Raw genomic sequence first — 16,497 nt, 5'->3', positions numbered from 1 at the left:
TTTTAAATTCTTTCGTACGCCATCTGTTCTTGCCTTAGTTTGCAGATACTAATGGGTACAATTTAGTGTAGATTTTTCTCATGTTTAAAGATGAATTAGCGGCGCAAGTTGCCCAACGACGCACATTTGCGATCATTTCCCACCCCGATGCGGGTAAAACCACCATGACAGAAAAACTGTTGTTATGGGGTAAAGCAATTCAGGTTGCAGGTATGGTAAAAAGCCGTAAATCTGACCGCGCTGCAACATCGGATTGGATGGAAATGGAAAAAGAGCGTGGGATTTCGATTACCACCTCGGTTATGCAGTTTCCTTATAAAAAGCACACCATTAACTTACTGGATACCCCAGGACATGAAGACTTCTCGGAAGATACCTATCGTACTCTAACCGCGGTTGACTCTGCACTGATGGTGATTGATGGTGCAAAAGGTGTCGAAGAACGTACCATTAAATTAATGGAAGTGTGTCGTATGCGCGATACACCGATCATTTCATTCGTAAACAAAATGGACCGTGAAATCCGTGAGCCTTTAGAATTACTTGATGAAATTGAAAGTGTCTTGAAGATTCGCTGTGTGCCAATCACTTGGCCTTTAGGCATGGGACGAGATTTCGCAGGTGTATATAACCTCATCGAAAATAAACTGTATGTCTATAAAGCGGGTTTTGGTTCAACCATTACTGATATTGAAGTCCGTGATGGATACGATTATCCAGATATTCGTGAGAAAGTGGGCGAATTAGCTTGGGCATCATTCGAAGAGTCGCTTGAGTTGGTTCAAATGGCGAATGAACCATTAGATCGTGAATTATTCTTACAAGGTAAGCAAACCCCGGTTTTATTTGGTACTGCACTAGGTAACTTTGCTGTTGATCATGTATTAGATGCATTTATCAATTGGGCACCAGAACCTAAAGCGCATCCAACTCAAGAACGTACAGTTGATGCAAACGAAGAAGGCTTCACTGGTTTTGTTTTTAAAATTCAAGCCAACATGGATCCGAAACATCGTGACCGTATTGCCTTTATGCGTATTTGTTCAGGAAAATATGAAAAAGGTTTAAAAATGAATCACGTGCGTATTGGTAAAGATGTACGCATCAGTGATGCTTTGACTTTCCTTGCAGGTGAGCGAGAGCAATTAGAAGAAGCTTGGCCAGGCGATATTATTGGTTTACATAACCACGGTACGATTCAAATTGGTGATACTTTTACCAGTGGTGAGAAATTACATTTTACAGGTATTCCTCACTTTGCGCCTGAAATGTTCCGCCGTGTACGTTTGCGTGATCCTTTGAAATCGAAGCAATTGCAAAAAGGTTTAAAAGAATTATCTGAAGAAGGCGCAACGCAGGTATTCATGCCACAAATTAGTAACGATCTGATTGTCGGTGCAGTCGGTGTGTTACAGTTCGATGTGGTCGCTTATCGCTTGAAAGAAGAATATAAAGTTGACTGTATCTATGAACCAGTGAGTGTGCATACCGTACGTTGGGTTCATTGTGATGATGAAAAGATTTTCAATGAATTTAAGAAAAAAGCACATGATCAATTATCAGTAGATGGTGGTGGTCATTTAACTTATCTTGCACCAAGCCGTGTAAATTTACAGTTAATGCAAGAGCGTTGGCCAGATATTCAGTTCCGTAACACACGAGAACACTAATATAGACAAAAACAGCTTCTAATTAGAGGCTGTTTTTAATTGAATAATCAAAAAATAAAGGATGATGTGATGAACACTGTAAAACCAATTTTTGCTATCAGTTTAATGATTGGAATGATGGCTTTAACAGCATGTGATCATCCTAAAAAGAATGAAACGGACTCTAAAGCTGCGCAGCAGACTGAAAAAATGGAGCAAGCAGAGGTTCTTCCTTATTTAAATATGCAAGAAACCAAAGCGAATTATGCTTTACCCTTTTGTGAAAAGAAAAACTGTATTGAACTCGATGTTCAAACCATTAAAACTCAAGATGAATGGCTGAATACTTGGATTGCAAAAAATCAGGCAAAAGTTATTCAGCAACAAATTGAGCAAAATAAGGATTTGACACTTCAGCAAGCCATCAATGCTTATGTGAAAAAGTCAGATGAATGGCAAGATAAATATTCTAAAAATAAAGCCTATGAATTACATGTAAATACACGCATTGCTTCGCAGCGTAATCAATATGTGTTGTTGCAAGTTGGACTTGATTCAAAACAAGAGGATATTGCGGTAAAAGATCGTTATTATTTTTTCGTAGCAGATCGTAAATTACAAAAGAATTTAACCGTACTCGATGTGATTCAAAAAAAACAGCAAAATGCTATGAATGATATTGTGCAAACACATTATCAACAATGGATCGAAAAACAATCATCAGAGGTAAAAAAACAAGTTCCTAAAAAATTGTATTGGGGACAAGCAGATTGGTTCTTTGATGGTGAAGGGGTTGGGTTACATTACCGCGCTAATGAAATTAGTAAAGATGCGCCACAGTTAGATATTTATTTAACAACCGAACAAACTAAACAAATGCTACAAGCAGAAGTCTACCAAAAGATGTTTTAAGCTTTTAAAGATTATATTTCTAAGTTTCGTATAGAAATTGCATGTGCTTATAGCGGATTTGCATGAAGTTAGATAGCATCTAAAAATAGTGTGTAATAACAACGGTTGTAACTTTCCAATGAAAACATTTTATAAATATAGTGTTCTTGCTTGTGCCATTCTCCTTGCTGCGTGCCAACCCAAGTCAGAGCCTAAAGATGTAGAAGATAAACCACAAGATACGCCTGTTGTGCAGCAAGATGCGGAACCCGTTTTACGCGGTGAAACAATTAAATTGCCAGTGAATTTACCAGAATGTAAAGGCAATACTTGCCCAGAATTTTCAATTGAACGTTTACAAACGAATTTTCCATTTATTGATCAATTACTCGATCAGCAAATTTTAGACCAGTTAAGCAAAATGTTAGAAGTCGTTGATGCGGATAAAGATGTTGCATCGGCAGTAAAGGCAAATGAACAAAAACAAAGTTTAGATACACAAGCTCAACTATATGCAAACTCATTTATTAAAATTGATGAAGAGCTAAAAGCTTTAAGTAGTAGTCATCAAATCAGTTTGATGGTTAAGCCAAAAATATTACAGTCTAAAGGTGTATTGGCAACGGTAGTACTAAATAGCAGTAGTTATTTAGGTGGTGCACATGGTGCAACCGCCCAACGCTATTACAATTTTGATTTGAAGAATCAAAAGCAAGTGCAATTAACAGATTTGTTATTACCTAAGCAAAAAGCAAATTTAGATAAGCTCGCGCATGAAGCGTTTAAGAAGTGGATTGTAGATTCTAAACTAGCCAATAATGCTGCGGAATATGAAGAAGCTTGGCCATTTTCAGTCACAGATAACTTCTTGCTAGGTGAACAGGGCTTAATTCTTCAATATGCTGAATATGAGATTGGACCGTATGTCGTTGGATTACCACGTTTGGTGATTCCCTTTGATCAATTGCAGGGTGTATTGAAACCTGAATATTTACCTAAAGTTGAGAGTCCTGCTGCCTCTACTGTCGCAACAACAGATAAAAGCAAGTCTTAATGCGATTGTTTGATACCCATACTCATTTTGACGTTGCCGATTTTGATCACGATCGGCAACAACTGGCTATGCAAGCAAAACGAGTTGGGGTCGATGCTTTAGTTTTGATTGGTTTTATTGAATCTCGATTTGACGAATTGATTCAAACGCATCAACAATTAAATGTGTGGGAAAATGTTCCGCAATCTTATCTCGCGCCAGGGCTACACCCGTTTTATATCGAGCAGCATCACTCATCACATTTACAGCGGCTCGAACAAGTCTTACAACAATATGATTGCGTTGCAGTTGGGGAAATTGGTTTAGATACTTTTTTAAAACAACATAAGCAACCTGAATTGTTTTCCAAACAGCAAGACTATTTTAATACGCAACTTGAATTGGCAACGCAATATCAAAAACCTGTGTTATTGCATATTCGCAAAGCTCATGCAGAAACCCTTGCCATTTTAAAAGCACAAAAATTCAAATTCGGTGGTATTGCACATGCCTTTAGTGGAGGTGTGGAAGAAGCCAAAGCTTTGATCAAGCTTGGTTTTAAAATCGGTATAACTGGACAAATCACAAATCCAAATGCAAAAAAACTACATCAAGTTGTGCAGGCGATTGGGGTTGAACATTTAGTCATTGAAACAGATTGTCCTGATATGACACCGCTATGCTGTCAAACATCCACAGAACATCGCACTCGAAATACACCCGTTAATTTGCCTTATGTGTTGGAAAGTTTGGCACAAACAGTCGGGCTTCCTCAACAAACCCTTGCCGACCAGCTATGGCAAAACTCGCTTGTTGCATTAGATTTAAAATTTTAGAGTAATAAGAAAATAATCTTATAAAAATAAGATAACTAAAAGGGAACATATCCTTTTCGAAACAAGGTTACATTAGATAGACAACTTCATAATAAACAAATTCGCCACACTGGGAGGGCAACCTAATGGCCAGATATAGCAAAATCAATAGTTTCAATGCATTACAAACACTAACTGTCGCTTCTAAATCCTATCAAATATTTAGCTTGTCACAAGCATCAAAAACACTAGGTAATATAGATCGGTTGCCTAAATCATTGAAGGTTTTACTCGAAAATCTACTGCGTTTTGAAGATCAAAAAAGTGTAAAAGTAGAGCATATTCAGGCGGTGGTAGATTGGCAAAAAAACAAACGTTCAGACCAAGAAATACAATATCGTCCTGCGCGTGTGCTCATGCAAGATTTTACAGGCGTACCTGCGGTTGTTGATTTGGCGGCGATGCGTGCTGCGATGGAAAAAGCTGGTGGTGATGCTAATCTGATAAATCCATTATCTCCTGTGGATTTGGTGATTGATCATTCGGTGATGGTGGATCATTTTGCGAATGAACACGCTTTCGCTGAAAATGTCGAAATTGAGATGCAACGTAATGGCGAACGTTATCAATTTCTCCGTTGGGGGCAATCTGCATTTAACAATTTCAGCGTCGTTCCACCAGGCACGGGTATTTGTCACCAAGTCAATTTAGAGTATTTGGCTCAAGCGGTTTGGTTGGGTGAAGATGACGGTGAGGCGTTTGCCTTTCCAGATACTTTGGTTGGAACAGACTCCCATACCACCATGATTAATGGTCTAGGTGTTTTGGGATGGGGTGTTGGTGGTATTGAAGCCGAAGCAGCGATGTTAGGGCAGCCTGTTTCAATGCTGATTCCAGAAGTGATTGGTTTTAAATTGAATGGCAAATTGAATGAAGGCATTACTGCTACAGATTTAGTTTTGACCATTACCCAAATGCTGCGTCAAAAAGGTGTCGTAGGTAAATTTGTTGAGTTTTATGGGGATGGTCTAGCTGACTTGCCTTTAGCTGACCGAGCGACGATTGCCAATATGGCGCCTGAGTATGGTGCAACCTGTGGTTTCTTTCCGATAGACGAGGTCACACTTGGATATCTAAGACTCACAGGTCGTCAACAAGACCGTATTGACTTGGTTGAAGCTTATAGCAAAGAACAAGGTTTATGGAGAAATGCAGGTGATGAGCCGATTTTTACAGATACATTGAGTCTTGATATGAGTACGGTACAAGCGAGTTTGGCAGGTCCGAAACGACCTCAAGATCGAGTTTTACTTTCAGATGTTCCAAAAACCTTTAATACGCTGATGGAACTCACGTTAAAGCCTGCCAAAGAAGCAAAAGAAAACTTAGAAAATGAAGGCGGTGGTGGAACCGCAGTTGAAGCAAAAAATGCAAATTTACCGCATCAAGACCCTTCTTGTATGATTGATGGAAAATCGTATCCTTTGAATGATGGTGATGTCGTTATTTCTGCAATTACTTCATGTACCAATACCTCAAATCCAAGTGTTATGTTAGCTGCGGGTTTATTGGCGAAGAAAGCAATTGAAAAAGGACTACAGCGTAAGCCTTGGGTAAAAAGCTCACTGGCACCCGGTTCTAAAGTTGTCACAGATTACTTAGCTGCTGCTGGTTTAACGCCGTATTTGGATCAGCTTGGCTATAATCTTGTCGGATATGGCTGTACCACATGTATTGGGAACTCTGGACCTTTACCAGATCCCGTTGAAGAAGCAATTCAATGCCATGATTTAAATGTGGCTTCGGTACTTTCAGGTAACCGAAACTTTGAAGGTCGTGTCCATCCTTTAGTAAAAACAAATTGGCTTGCTTCTCCGCCATTGGTGGTTGCCTATGGTTTAACTGGTAATATTCGTACCGATCTGACCACTCAGCCGATTGGGCAAGGTAGTAATGGCGAAGATGTTTACTTAAAAGACATTTGGCCGAGTCAGGCTGAAATTGATCAAGTTCTGCAAAAAGTGAATACGGAGATGTTCCATAAAGAATACGCAGCAGTCTTTGATGGAGATGAGACTTGGCAAGGGATTCAAATTCCAGACAGTCAAACCTATGCATGGCAAGATGACTCGACCTATATTCGTCATCCTCCTTTTTTTGAAGAGATTAACCAACCACCGCAAGCCATTTCTAATATTGAGCATGCGCGTATCTTGGCAGTGCTTGGAGATTCAGTAACGACTGATCACATTTCTCCTGCTGGAAATATTAAAAAAGACAGTCCAGCTGGACGCTATTTGCAAGAGCAGGGCGTAGATGCAAAAGACTTCAACTCTTATGGTTCGAGACGTGGGAATCATGAAGTGATGATGCGAGGTACCTTTGCTAATATTCGTATCAAGAATGAAATGCTCAATGGTGAAGAGGGCGGAAATACGATTTATATCCCAAGCAATGAGAAATTGGCAATTTATGATGCATCGATGCGTTATCAGCATGATAAAACCCCTCTAGTGATCATTGCGGGTAAAGAGTACGGTACAGGTTCATCTCGTGATTGGGCTGCAAAAGGAACTAATCTTCTTGGGATTAAAGCGGTGATTGCCGAAAGTTTTGAACGTATCCATCGTTCGAATTTGGTTGGTATGGGCGTATTGCCATTGCAGTTTGTTGATGGACAAACTCGTCAAACTTTAAATCTAACGGGACGTGAAATTCTTTCTATTCATGGCTTATCTGATGATATTCAACCACACCAAACTTTAGAAGTGAGTGTGATTCGAGAAGATGGTCACCATGACCAATTTAAAGTGTTGTGTCGTATTGATACTTTAAATGAGGTGGAATATTTCAAAGCAGGCGGTATTTTGCATTATGTGCTTCGGAATCTAATTGCTGCTTAGATTGAAAAAAGCCCTATAAATTTATAGGGCTTTTTCAAAAAAATTTAGCTAAAGTTAAATAATTTTTTGAAACTAAAGGTTGGTTTCAACATCCAAACACCCAACTGATTAAAATATAGTGAATCTTCTTCAAAGAAGTCTCTCGACTCTTTTCTGTAAAGTTTTAATATTTGTCCACCTTCTTCCGCAGAAAAAGTTTGTTTCTCTAAAAGTGTTGGGCTTTCTATAAGAAGATAGAGTAAGAACTGATTCAAAATAAATGATGCATGCTCTACTTTTGAATTTATACAGCCATCAGCTTTGCCGAATTGGTGCATGCCACAAGAATAAACATGCTCCTGATCTGAAACAGTTGGAATGAATGCTTTATATAAATCAATCGGATTCTGTGCATCGAAGTTTAGCCAATCAGATCGAGGATGAGTAAGTCCTGATGTTTCTATTTTAATCGCTAAGCCACCTGCTTTGAGTAGAGCCTGACCCAGTAATAAAGCTTGTTGTACCAGTGCTATTGATCCAGCTTCGCAAATCACATAAATAACCATATTATGTTGTTCAATTTCTTGTAACTCTTGTTCAGAGAAACGATTCAAACTCTGCTGTCTAAATATATGACTTACTTTAGGATCATTTTGAAATTCTTCAATCTCAGCAAAATAATCACTGGTTAAAGATTTAATAATCACCCCTGCGTAAATATATCCTGTGTCATGAGTAAGAAGAGCATGCAACAAGGCTTGATGGTTTTGCCAGATACCAGGAATACATAAGATAATATTTTGTTGACCTTGTTCATTCATAATCATATTTTCTAATGAATTATTTTTTTGATCATACAATAATTCTTGCTAATTTCTGCCTTTCTTTACGATCTAATTAATTTCGATAAGTTGATAATTTGGGTTAAATTATTATGTTAGATTTCTTTTTAAATCTATTTATGAGCTAAACATTTATACTCAGGTATAACTGAGATTGTATTAATCATCCAAGATGAAGAAGCTAAAAGATGAAAATTAGATTTTCATCTTTTTATTTGAGTTTAGATGGATTAGCAGTATGGTATCTGAGTAAATTTTCATGGAACGATGGCGTTGAATCAGCTACCTAAATATGTGTATTACCTACTCATTGCACAAGCATTTAATCTAATTGCCGCAGTATTATCGGTTACGGTTTCTGCTATTGTCGGTTTAAAGCTCGCACCTACGCAGGCTTTAGCGACAGTTCCTTATGGTTTACAGTTTTTAGCCATGTTGCTAACGACCTTTATTTTTTCATTTTTGATGAAACGATGGGGGCGTCATGTTGTATTTCAGTGTGGTGTACTCTCCTTATTTACAGCTGGGATTTTTGGATATTACGCTATATTAAAACAAGATTTTTGGCTGTTATGTCTTACACATTTTTCGCTTGGGCTTTTTCTATCCACAGCAAGTTTTTATCGTTTTGCCGCATCTGATCGTTTGCCATCTGCATTAATCTCCAAAGCGACTGCATTGGTGATTTCAGGTGGTGTTGTGGCAGCTGTAATCGCACCTGTATTAGCGATTCAATTCCAGAAAGTGAAAGGATTGCCAGATTTCACCGCAATTTATTTGATCTTTTGCGGATTGGCTTTGTTGTTATCGCCGATTTTGTATTTATGGAACTCAAAACACAAATTACAACAAGTTCCACAGCCAAAGGTTAACTCGCCGAATCGAGTGAAAATGTCAAAGCATCTGATTATAGCTGCAATTATTAGTGGAGCATTTGCATACTACATTATGAATGTGATGATGATTATGTCGTCCTTACATTTAAAAGAGCATCACTCTTTTCATTACGCATCAATTTCAATTCAGTTGCATGTCTTGGCGATGTTTATCCCATCATTCTTTGTATCGAAGCTAATTCAACGTTGGGGAACCCATACGATTATTTATACGGGTTTCATTTTATTAATGCTGTCTGCATTTATACCGATGATGGGGCAAGCGGGAATCTATATTAATGTCGCATTGGTTGTTTTAGGCGTAGGTTGGAATTTTGCCTATTCTGGCGCTTCTACATTATTGGCTGGATTGGAAGAACAACAAAAGCATCGTGTTCAAGGGATCAATGAAACGGTGATTGCATTATTCGCTACTTTAGGTGCTTTTTTACCTGCACCAATCCTCACTAGTTTTGGGTGGAATAATGCAAATTTATTGGCGCTTTCACTCACCTTTATTGTGCTTTTAGTCTTGATTGGTTTGAGTCGTCGACAGCCTGTACAAGCATCATCGATGTAGCCTAAATTTGTATAAACGCGTTAAAATAGCTACTTAACTTTAGCTGTAGAATTATTTACGATGACCGATCTCCAAAATGATGAATATGACCGCCGTTTCGCTGGTGTGGCTAAAATTTATGGAGAAAACTCATTCAGTCACTATGAAACTAGTCATGTCATGGTGATTGGCATTGGTGGTGTTGGTAGTTGGGCCGTTGAGGCTCTAGCACGTACAGGAATTGGCGAACTGACTTTGGTGGATATGGATGTGATTGCGGCATCGAATATCAATCGACAATTGCCTGCGATGACCGCTACATTAGGACAAGAAAAAATTGAAGTCATGGCTGAGCGTTGCAGACAGATCAATCCGCGTATAAAAGTGAATGTGATTGATGACTATCTAACAGCTGATAATGTTAAAGAGCTTCTAAATCCTGTTCCGAACGTTATTTTGGATTGTATTGATGATGTCAAAGCCAAATTTGCGCTGATGCTACATTGTCGTTTTAATAAAATCCCGTTGATTGTTTCGGGCGGTGCGGGCGGCAAACTTGATCCATTGAAGATTCGAGTCGCAGACCTGTCTAAGACAGAGCAAGACCCGATGTTGGCAAAGTTGCGAACACAATTACGCTCAAAAGGTATTTGTAAAAAGCCAAAAGAAAAATTTGGAATAACCTGCATCTATTCCATCGACAATCCGTTTTCAAGCGCTGATGTCTGTCCTAGTGCTGGACTACGCTGTGGCGGTTATGGCTCGGCAGTTGTAGTGACATCGAGTTTTGCAATGGTTGCTGTGGCTGAAGTTCTGAAAAAACTCGATAAAATGAGGGCTTAACTGAAAGCCCCAAAATTTAAACTTGTGGGTACTGTGGCGCTAAACGGTAGTAGCTATAGGTGACGTTAGGGTCTTTATATACATCATAACTGGTTTGCTTGAAGTCAGAGACCCATTGTGATCCGGTAAAGCCAGCAATATGCCCATAACGATGTTTTTTAGTACGGTGGATAATATAAATATCACCAGGTTGCGGGTTATTAAACTCAGGCTTGATTTTTTGATAACCGATTTGTTGTAAAGTACGCCCCCAATCCGAAGCTGCGACAGGGTGTTGAACGATATTTGCACCCGCTGACTGTAAAGCGATTCTAACAAATTTAGCACATTGAGAAGAGCTACGATAAGCTGCTCGTTTGGCTAACTTCTGAGAAAACTTACTCACATCAATTGCTGGTACTGACGGAGCTTTTGGCATCTCTCGATAAGGAATAACCACCTGTTGCGCGGGTGGGTGAATCATACTGTGGTCAACTGAAGGTACATCATAAATCATTGTGAATCTCTACCGCATTTTCAAAACAACTGAACGTGTGCCAGAATTTATTACGGCGCCCATAGTAAGCGAAAAACCTTAAAAAAACTGAAATGTAACGTAATAATATAACATTTAGACTATGTTATAGATCACTTACGACAAAACACGATTTAAGAATCTTTTTATTTTCAGTGGTTTGTTGGTTGATTAGTTTAGATAAAATGATTTGTAAGATTATATTTCATTTTGTTTAAAAAATAGATGCCTTAGCGTCATTTTATAGATTTTTAGAAATCTTTTTAGTTAAAATAAGTTATTGTTTAATAAGGTTATTTAAAGTAAAATTGAAATTGATTTGTCCCACTCATTTATTTAATTTTCTTCAGATAATGCAACTAATTCAGGCATGTATAAAGGATTTTAACTCTCAATGTGGTTAGGAAAAACAAAAAGTCATTCAAAGCATGATGCAGAAATTAGTAAAAGACTAAATATTCTATTTTTAAGTAAAATATCCAATTTATAGGATTAATTAGTTATCGATAACCTGAAGATATCTTATATTTTTTGTAGATTAATCAAACATCTAATAAGGATTTAATCCCCGTTGGATTGTTTGAACAAGGTGAAGTTGTGTAACTACATTCAAGCATAACTGTGCATTCACGTTGTTATGCTCAAGTGATTAATGAAAAATTTGGTTTTGGGCAATCACAGCTGTTACTCAACATTTTAATTGCTTTACATTTCAATGCCGAAAAAAGCCTGTTAGAGCCGCGAAAATTTAACTTTGATGTTCTGTTAAATAGTCTTCAGTGCGTTGCATTGCTGCCTGAATATTTTGAATGGCATGTTCAATGTCTGCGATGGTTTTAGCATTACCACCACTCAGCGCCTGACGCCATTTACGTGCGCCTGGTAAGTTTTGAAACAAACCAAGAATATGACGAGTAATAATAGAAAGTGGAGCACCTTCCGCCACACGCTGATGAATATAAGGCATCATCTGTTGCATAATCTCGAAACGATTAGGTTGTTGTAGATCCCATAGCTGTGCCATCTCAGCCAATAAATAGGGATTATGATACGCCTCACGTCCAATCATGACGCCATCGACATGCTGTAAGTGCTGCTGAGTTTCTTCAAAAGTTTTGATACCCCCATTAATCTCAATAGTGAGATGTGGGCGTTGTTGTTTAAGACGATATACATCTTCATAGCGCAGTGGTGGAACCTCACGATTTTCTTTTGGTGACAAACCTTGCAAGATTGCGATCCGCGCATGCACGATAAAATGCGTACAACCTGTAGCTGCTACGGTATCGACAAAATGCAGCATTTCTTCATAAGACTGCATGTCATCAATTCCAATACGATGTTTTACCGTGACAGGAATTGAGACTGCCTTTTGCATACTGTGAATACATTCAGCTACTAAATTTGGTTCAGCCATAAGACAGGCACCAATTTTATTGTTTTGGACACGATCACTTGGGCACCCGACATTTAGATTGACTTCGTTGTATCCCCAATCTTCAGCCATTTTGGTGCAGGTGGCGAGATCTTGTGGATTGGAGCCACCAAGTTGCAGCACGATTGGATGCTCTTCTTTATTAAAGTCCAAATGACGGTTAGCACCACCGTAAATAATCGCTCCAGTAGTGACCATCTCGGTATATAGCACCACATTTGGATTAAATAAGCGCGCAAAGAAACGATAATCTTTTGTTGTCCAATCCATCATTGGGGCGACACTGATTCTTGGTGTTGGAGTTGTTTTAATGTTTTGTTCAGTATTCATTAAAAATCATACCTATAATTCAATGTTGGACAACAATAATCAGAGTCTTAAAACTGCTTTTGATTAATTTATCTTTACTTCACATTTAGTACATAAAAAAGTAATGGCAGAATATTACTGTTCTGCAAGTTACGATTGACATGTGATGTGTCGAAGAGGAAAGCGAGTGGATTGAAAAACGAACTAAAGATGCTAATTTTTAGACATCTCAGCGGGGCGCAATACTAACATAAAAATAATATCAGCACATTTCATCAATGATTAACGTTTCATAGAAATAAATGATTACTTTTATAGAATAAAAATGTGATGTTTATCACTTAATTAATTTACGGATTGTAAGTTTATAAAAGCAATATTCTATTTAACTATTTGTTTATATTTAATAAAAAATATAAGCAATATTTTTGGTTACAACCATTTTATCGACAATTGATTATTGAATTTGCCATATTGCTTGACATAACTGGCAAGCAGAGGAACTTGCTGTCACTGAGGTTTAATTTTGATTGATTGATGTGAAAGATTGTGTTTCTGAGATTTTCTGATCAATTTCTTAAAGACCTCATTTTGAATCTAAACTTGGGATCAACGGATTTACAGTTTCATTTTCAAGTCGATGTTCTCAGTTATAAATTTCAATTAAAAGTATAGGATATTTTGTTTGAGACGATGTCGAAAGATGTGAATATTCTCTACAAAAATTACTTCATTAAAATCAGGCATAACGCTCTGTTTTAATTTTTTACGATGTAATTGACTGTTTTCAATTCCATCATTTTACTTTCTTTATGGTTTTCAATGCGTAGAACTGGAGTTTCTAATGAATAATATAAAAATCAAGGTGAAGGATCAATTTGAATCTGAAAAGATAGCAATCGCTAAAATTAAAGAATTGAGTGATCAAGAAGTTCCTTTGTTTAAGCGAATTGAACAAATTGAAGTGGAAGGTGACATCCTTTTACCCAACATTGACCTGCTTTATGAAAATCCAAAAGATGGTTGCATTTATAGATATGTAGAAACAGTCGATCCAATTTAAGCAAGAAAATGAGCGTTATTGAAAGGGTTTAAAGCTGCATTAATCTATGTAATAAATCCACAATTTTTTTTGTGGGTTTATTTCAAGCAAGTCCAAGTGATATTTTATAAAAGTATCGGTTCAATGATTTTGATCTAAACTAAAATTTATCAATACTTGAGACTCACTTAAAAATAAATTGAATTTTTGCTGTTTTTTTATTGTTTGATATAAACATATGATAAATTAAAAAATCTATACATGATGAAACGATAAGTTTCACGGAATTCTTTATGAAAATTCGCCTATGTTATTCCAGTCAGCGAAACGATGAAGGCGATGATTTATTACAAGATTTACGTGATATCCTCACCGAAGCGAGAGATTTCAATACCCGTCATCAAATTTACGGTGTGTTGTATTATGCTGATAATGCTTTCTTTCAGTGTCTAGAAGGCGAGAAGAATGCTGTAGAGCGCATCTTCGAAAAAATAATCGCAGATTCAAGGCATCATAGTGTCAAACATATTAGTAGTTATGTCATTGAACAATTTTCTTTTAAAAAATGGTCAATGAAATATGTGCAACGTGAAACCAATATTGAATATTTTTTTCTTCGGCTAGGAGAGAATAATTTCAATCCTAGCTGTTTAAATGAGCAGAGTTTAACCCCTTTTCTACAAGAGCTTTTGATTGCAGAGCAGAGTAAGATACCCGTTGGTCTTAAAAAGGTTGGTATGTTGAACCGAGTTGTCAATCCGTTCTAGTTTGATTAAACAGTGCTTTGCTATCAATATTGCTCAACCTAGGAATAACTTTGATTGTGAGTAGATACATTGCTGTGGATGTCATGAACATCCATATCACATCCAAACTTTGACTGATGATGAGCATCGAAGCATAAAAAAATGCAAAGAGGATTAAGCAAAACTCATTACCTTTGAAATACCAAGTTATAAATAATCCAAAAATACTGGCTGAAATGGTGAGATTGAGTGTCTCATTAAAACCTAAAAAGTTAAATAAAATGAGCAATAGGCATAAGCTTAATATTGATAGTAAAAATACAAAAATATTTTTTGCAGTAAACATATTCTATTTCCTATCATAAAAATTTGAGAAAACCTTCCCTCTGTTTCCAGAGGGAAGATTGTACATAGCTGTACTTTATTTGAGATACTTTTCTATTATTAAGCATTTTTATATTAATAAAGATTGCTTTGTTTTTTCTCCAGATCTCTTCATTAATATTCAGCTTTCTATTTAATAGTAAAGAGTGCTTGTATGTACGTGGTTAATTATCAAAAAAATCAATTGCTTGCAAAATACGCTTTTGACTTACACGATTGTGAGATATGGCTTGCAATGGTTTATTTTTTGATCAAAAATTACATTTTTAATAATATTTAAATTGTTTTAAAACAAATGCTTATTCTTAATTTTTTGATGTTTACAATTTTAACAAAACACAACAATATGTTGTCATATTAATGATGACTCCATTTTTAGCTATTTTTTGAAAGATAAACAATTTAAAAAGATGGTTGAAAATAAGAGTATGCCTGCAAATATTACCTCAAAAATGAAGGCAATATTTGCAGTGAGATATTTAGCAAGAAATGCGTTTTTGTTTTTGATTTAAAAGATTATCAATTAAACTAAAGATTATGCAGGCAAATACTAAACTAATCCCTGCTAAACAGGTCATCGTCCAGCCACCGTGATTCCATGCAAAGATACCGAGTGCTGAACCACATGCGCCTCCAGTGAAATAGGCAGTCATATAAATGGCATTAATCCGTGATTTCGCATCAGGACGTAATCGGAAAATAATACTTTGATTGCTGGTATGTACCAGCGCTAAAGCCAATTGAATTAATGCAAACCCTAAAATATAGCTGAATAAGTAGGTTTGCCCGAAATAGAAAAAAATCCAACTCAGAATAAACAAAGCACAACCTATCCATGTGAGTTGATTGGTAAACCCTTGATCAGCATATTTGCCGATATATTGAGTTGATAAAGCACCAAAAATACCGACTAAAGTCACCATACCAATTAATAAATCTGGTAATTGATAGGCTGAGCTCAGCAGCAAAGCAATCGTGGAATATAAAATACTCACCGCTGCGAAAGCGAAGCCACCTGTGAGTGCTCTTAAAACTAGACGCTTTTCCTGTTTTAACAGTTTCCCCATCGAAATGAAAACTTGTCCATAATTCAGCTTCATTTTCATCACATAAGGTAAGCGGCTTTTTAATGCAAACGCGAGTAGTAGCATCAAAACACCACTCACCACATAGATAACTTTCCAGTGGAACAAATTGGAAAACAAACCTGCCAAGCTAGTAGAAAGTAAAATACCAACCAGTAAACCACTCATTAAAAAGCCGACGACTTCGCCTGTTTTCTCAGGCTGAACTGTCATGGTTGCCAAAGGAATCAAAACTTGTGCTGCAACAGAGAATAATCCAGCCATGACTGTACCCACCCAAAGCATAGGTAGGTTGACTGAGAATGCACTGATAAATAACCCAACTGCACATAGTGCCATTAATAATGGAATAAATTTAGTTTTGTTAACCACATCTCCCATTGGAACAATAAACAGTAAACCAAGTGCATAAGACACTTGTGCAAAAGTGACGGTCAGTGCTGCTTGGCTTTGGCTGACTGAAAAGTATTGCTGGATAGAATGAATCAGCGGTTGACTATAATAGTTTGCACCTGCACACAAACCGCATGCTGCCGCCATAAACCAGAGTAAAGCTTTATTTTGACTAATATCTTGGGAGGTAGACATAATTT

14 protein-coding genes are annotated in these 16,497 nt (G+C 37.1%); 9 read left to right on the top strand and 5 right to left on the bottom strand.

What is annotated here, in order from left to right; genetic code table 11:
• Positions 1–80 precede the first annotated feature (80 nt).
• From NGC85_RS13945 to acnA, 5 genes are all read left to right on the top strand, one after another.
• Positions 81–1,670 (top strand): peptide chain release factor 3, encoded by a 1,590-nt coding sequence (locus NGC85_RS13945; RefSeq protein ID WP_005051522.1) that lies wholly within the window; start codon positions 81–83, stop codon positions 1,668–1,670.
• Between the two features lie 69 nt (positions 1,671–1,739).
• Positions 1,740–2,561 (top strand): hypothetical protein, encoded by an 822-nt coding sequence (locus NGC85_RS13940; RefSeq protein ID WP_254731966.1) that lies wholly within the window; start codon positions 1,740–1,742, stop codon positions 2,559–2,561.
• Positions 2,562–2,679: 118 nt separating this feature from the next.
• Complete coding sequence (locus NGC85_RS13935) at positions 2,680–3,594, top strand: RsiV family protein (RefSeq protein ID WP_254731964.1); 915 nt, start codon at positions 2,680–2,682, stop codon at positions 3,592–3,594.
• Positions 3,594–4,409 (top strand): TatD family hydrolase, encoded by an 816-nt coding sequence (locus NGC85_RS13930; RefSeq protein ID WP_254731962.1) that lies wholly within the window; start codon positions 3,594–3,596, stop codon positions 4,407–4,409. Before NGC85_RS13935 ends, NGC85_RS13930 begins: the two co-directional genes overlap by 1 nt.
• 125 nt (positions 4,410–4,534) lie before the next feature.
• Positions 4,535–7,291 (top strand): aconitate hydratase AcnA, encoded by a 2,757-nt coding sequence (gene acnA, locus NGC85_RS13925; protein ID WP_254731960.1) that lies wholly within the window; start codon positions 4,535–4,537, stop codon positions 7,289–7,291.
• 44 nt (positions 7,292–7,335) lie between these two features.
• Here the strand turns inward: acnA and NGC85_RS13920 are convergent, their stop codons facing one another.
• The gene (locus tag NGC85_RS13920; RefSeq protein ID WP_034710892.1) at positions 7,336–8,091 is read right to left on the bottom strand and encodes a hypothetical protein; all 756 of its coding nucleotides are present in this window, start codon (positions 8,089–8,091) and stop codon (positions 7,336–7,338) included.
• Positions 8,092–8,379: 288 nt separating this feature from the next.
• Here NGC85_RS13920 and NGC85_RS13915 point away from each other — a divergent pair, with 288 nt between their 5' ends.
• Entirely contained in the window at positions 8,380–9,567 is a 1,188-nt protein-coding gene (locus tag NGC85_RS13915; protein ID WP_254731958.1) for an MFS transporter, read from the top strand.
• A 60-nt stretch (positions 9,568–9,627) separates the two neighbouring features.
• Positions 9,628–10,389: a ThiF family adenylyltransferase gene (locus tag NGC85_RS13910; RefSeq protein WP_254731956.1), complete on the top strand. Its 762-nt coding sequence runs from the start codon at positions 9,628–9,630 to the stop codon at positions 10,387–10,389.
• A 16-nt stretch (positions 10,390–10,405) separates the two neighbouring features.
• Here NGC85_RS13910 and NGC85_RS13905 read toward each other — a convergent pair whose 3' ends face one another.
• Both NGC85_RS13905 and dusA read right to left on the bottom strand, forming a co-directional pair.
• Entirely contained in the window at positions 10,406–10,885 is a 480-nt protein-coding gene (locus NGC85_RS13905) for a CHAP domain-containing protein (protein ID WP_005051539.1), read from the bottom strand.
• A 766-nt stretch (positions 10,886–11,651) separates the two neighbouring features.
• Complete coding sequence (gene dusA, locus NGC85_RS13900) at positions 11,652–12,668, bottom strand: tRNA dihydrouridine(20/20a) synthase DusA (protein WP_254731954.1); 1,017 nt, start codon at positions 12,666–12,668, stop codon at positions 11,652–11,654.
• Positions 12,669–13,491: 823 nt separating this feature from the next.
• Here dusA and NGC85_RS13895 point away from each other — a divergent pair.
• A complete protein-coding gene (locus NGC85_RS13895) occupies positions 13,492–13,710 on the top strand; it encodes a hypothetical protein (RefSeq protein WP_005051582.1) in 219 nt (72 codons plus the stop codon).
• A 272-nt stretch (positions 13,711–13,982) separates the two neighbouring features.
• Positions 13,983–14,456, top strand: a complete 474-nt coding sequence (locus NGC85_RS13890; protein WP_254731952.1) for a BLUF domain-containing protein — start codon at positions 13,983–13,985, stop codon at positions 14,454–14,456.
• Here the strand turns inward: NGC85_RS13890 and NGC85_RS13885 are convergent.
• Together NGC85_RS13885 and NGC85_RS13880 are read right to left on the bottom strand one after the other, a co-directional pair.
• Entirely contained in the window at positions 14,443–14,781 is a 339-nt protein-coding gene (locus NGC85_RS13885; protein ID WP_254731950.1) for a hypothetical protein, read from the bottom strand. The two genes, NGC85_RS13890 and NGC85_RS13885, sit on opposite strands and share 14 nt — an antisense overlap.
• 517 nt (positions 14,782–15,298) lie before the next feature.
• Entirely contained in the window at positions 15,299–16,492 is a 1,194-nt protein-coding gene (locus NGC85_RS13880) for an MFS transporter (RefSeq protein WP_254731948.1), read from the bottom strand.
• Positions 16,493–16,497 lie beyond the last annotated feature (5 nt).

The organism is Acinetobacter sp. Z1 (genome assembly GCF_024296945.1).
Taxonomy (GTDB): Bacteria; Pseudomonadota; Gammaproteobacteria; order Pseudomonadales; family Moraxellaceae; genus Acinetobacter; species Acinetobacter beijerinckii.
This window is presented reverse-complemented; position numbering and strand designations above follow the sequence as displayed.

Coding starts and splice junctions, on each gene's coding strand:
- NGC85_RS13945 (WP_005051522.1), top strand. CDS start 81: ATGTTTAAAGATGAATTAGCGGCGCAAGTTGCCCAACGACGCACATTT.
- NGC85_RS13940 (WP_254731966.1), top strand. CDS start 1,740: ATGAACACTGTAAAACCAATTTTTGCTATCAGTTTAATGATTGGAATG.
- NGC85_RS13935 (WP_254731964.1), top strand. CDS start 2,680: ATGAAAACATTTTATAAATATAGTGTTCTTGCTTGTGCCATTCTCCTT.
- NGC85_RS13930 (WP_254731962.1), top strand. CDS start 3,594: ATGCGATTGTTTGATACCCATACTCATTTTGACGTTGCCGATTTTGAT.
- acnA (WP_254731960.1), top strand. CDS start 4,535: ATGGCCAGATATAGCAAAATCAATAGTTTCAATGCATTACAAACACTA.
- NGC85_RS13920 (WP_034710892.1), bottom strand. CDS start 8,091: ATGAATGAACAAGGTCAACAAAATATTATCTTATGTATTCCTGGTATC.
- NGC85_RS13915 (WP_254731958.1), top strand. CDS start 8,380: ATGGCGTTGAATCAGCTACCTAAATATGTGTATTACCTACTCATTGCA.
- NGC85_RS13910 (WP_254731956.1), top strand. CDS start 9,628: ATGACCGATCTCCAAAATGATGAATATGACCGCCGTTTCGCTGGTGTG.
- NGC85_RS13905 (WP_005051539.1), bottom strand. CDS start 10,885: ATGATTTATGATGTACCTTCAGTTGACCACAGTATGATTCACCCACCC.
- dusA (WP_254731954.1), bottom strand. CDS start 12,668: ATGAATACTGAACAAAACATTAAAACAACTCCAACACCAAGAATCAGT.
- NGC85_RS13895 (WP_005051582.1), top strand. CDS start 13,492: ATGAATAATATAAAAATCAAGGTGAAGGATCAATTTGAATCTGAAAAG.
- NGC85_RS13890 (WP_254731952.1), top strand. CDS start 13,983: ATGAAAATTCGCCTATGTTATTCCAGTCAGCGAAACGATGAAGGCGAT.
- NGC85_RS13885 (WP_254731950.1), bottom strand. CDS start 14,781: ATGTTTACTGCAAAAAATATTTTTGTATTTTTACTATCAATATTAAGC.
- NGC85_RS13880 (WP_254731948.1), bottom strand. CDS start 16,492: ATGTCTACCTCCCAAGATATTAGTCAAAATAAAGCTTTACTCTGGTTT.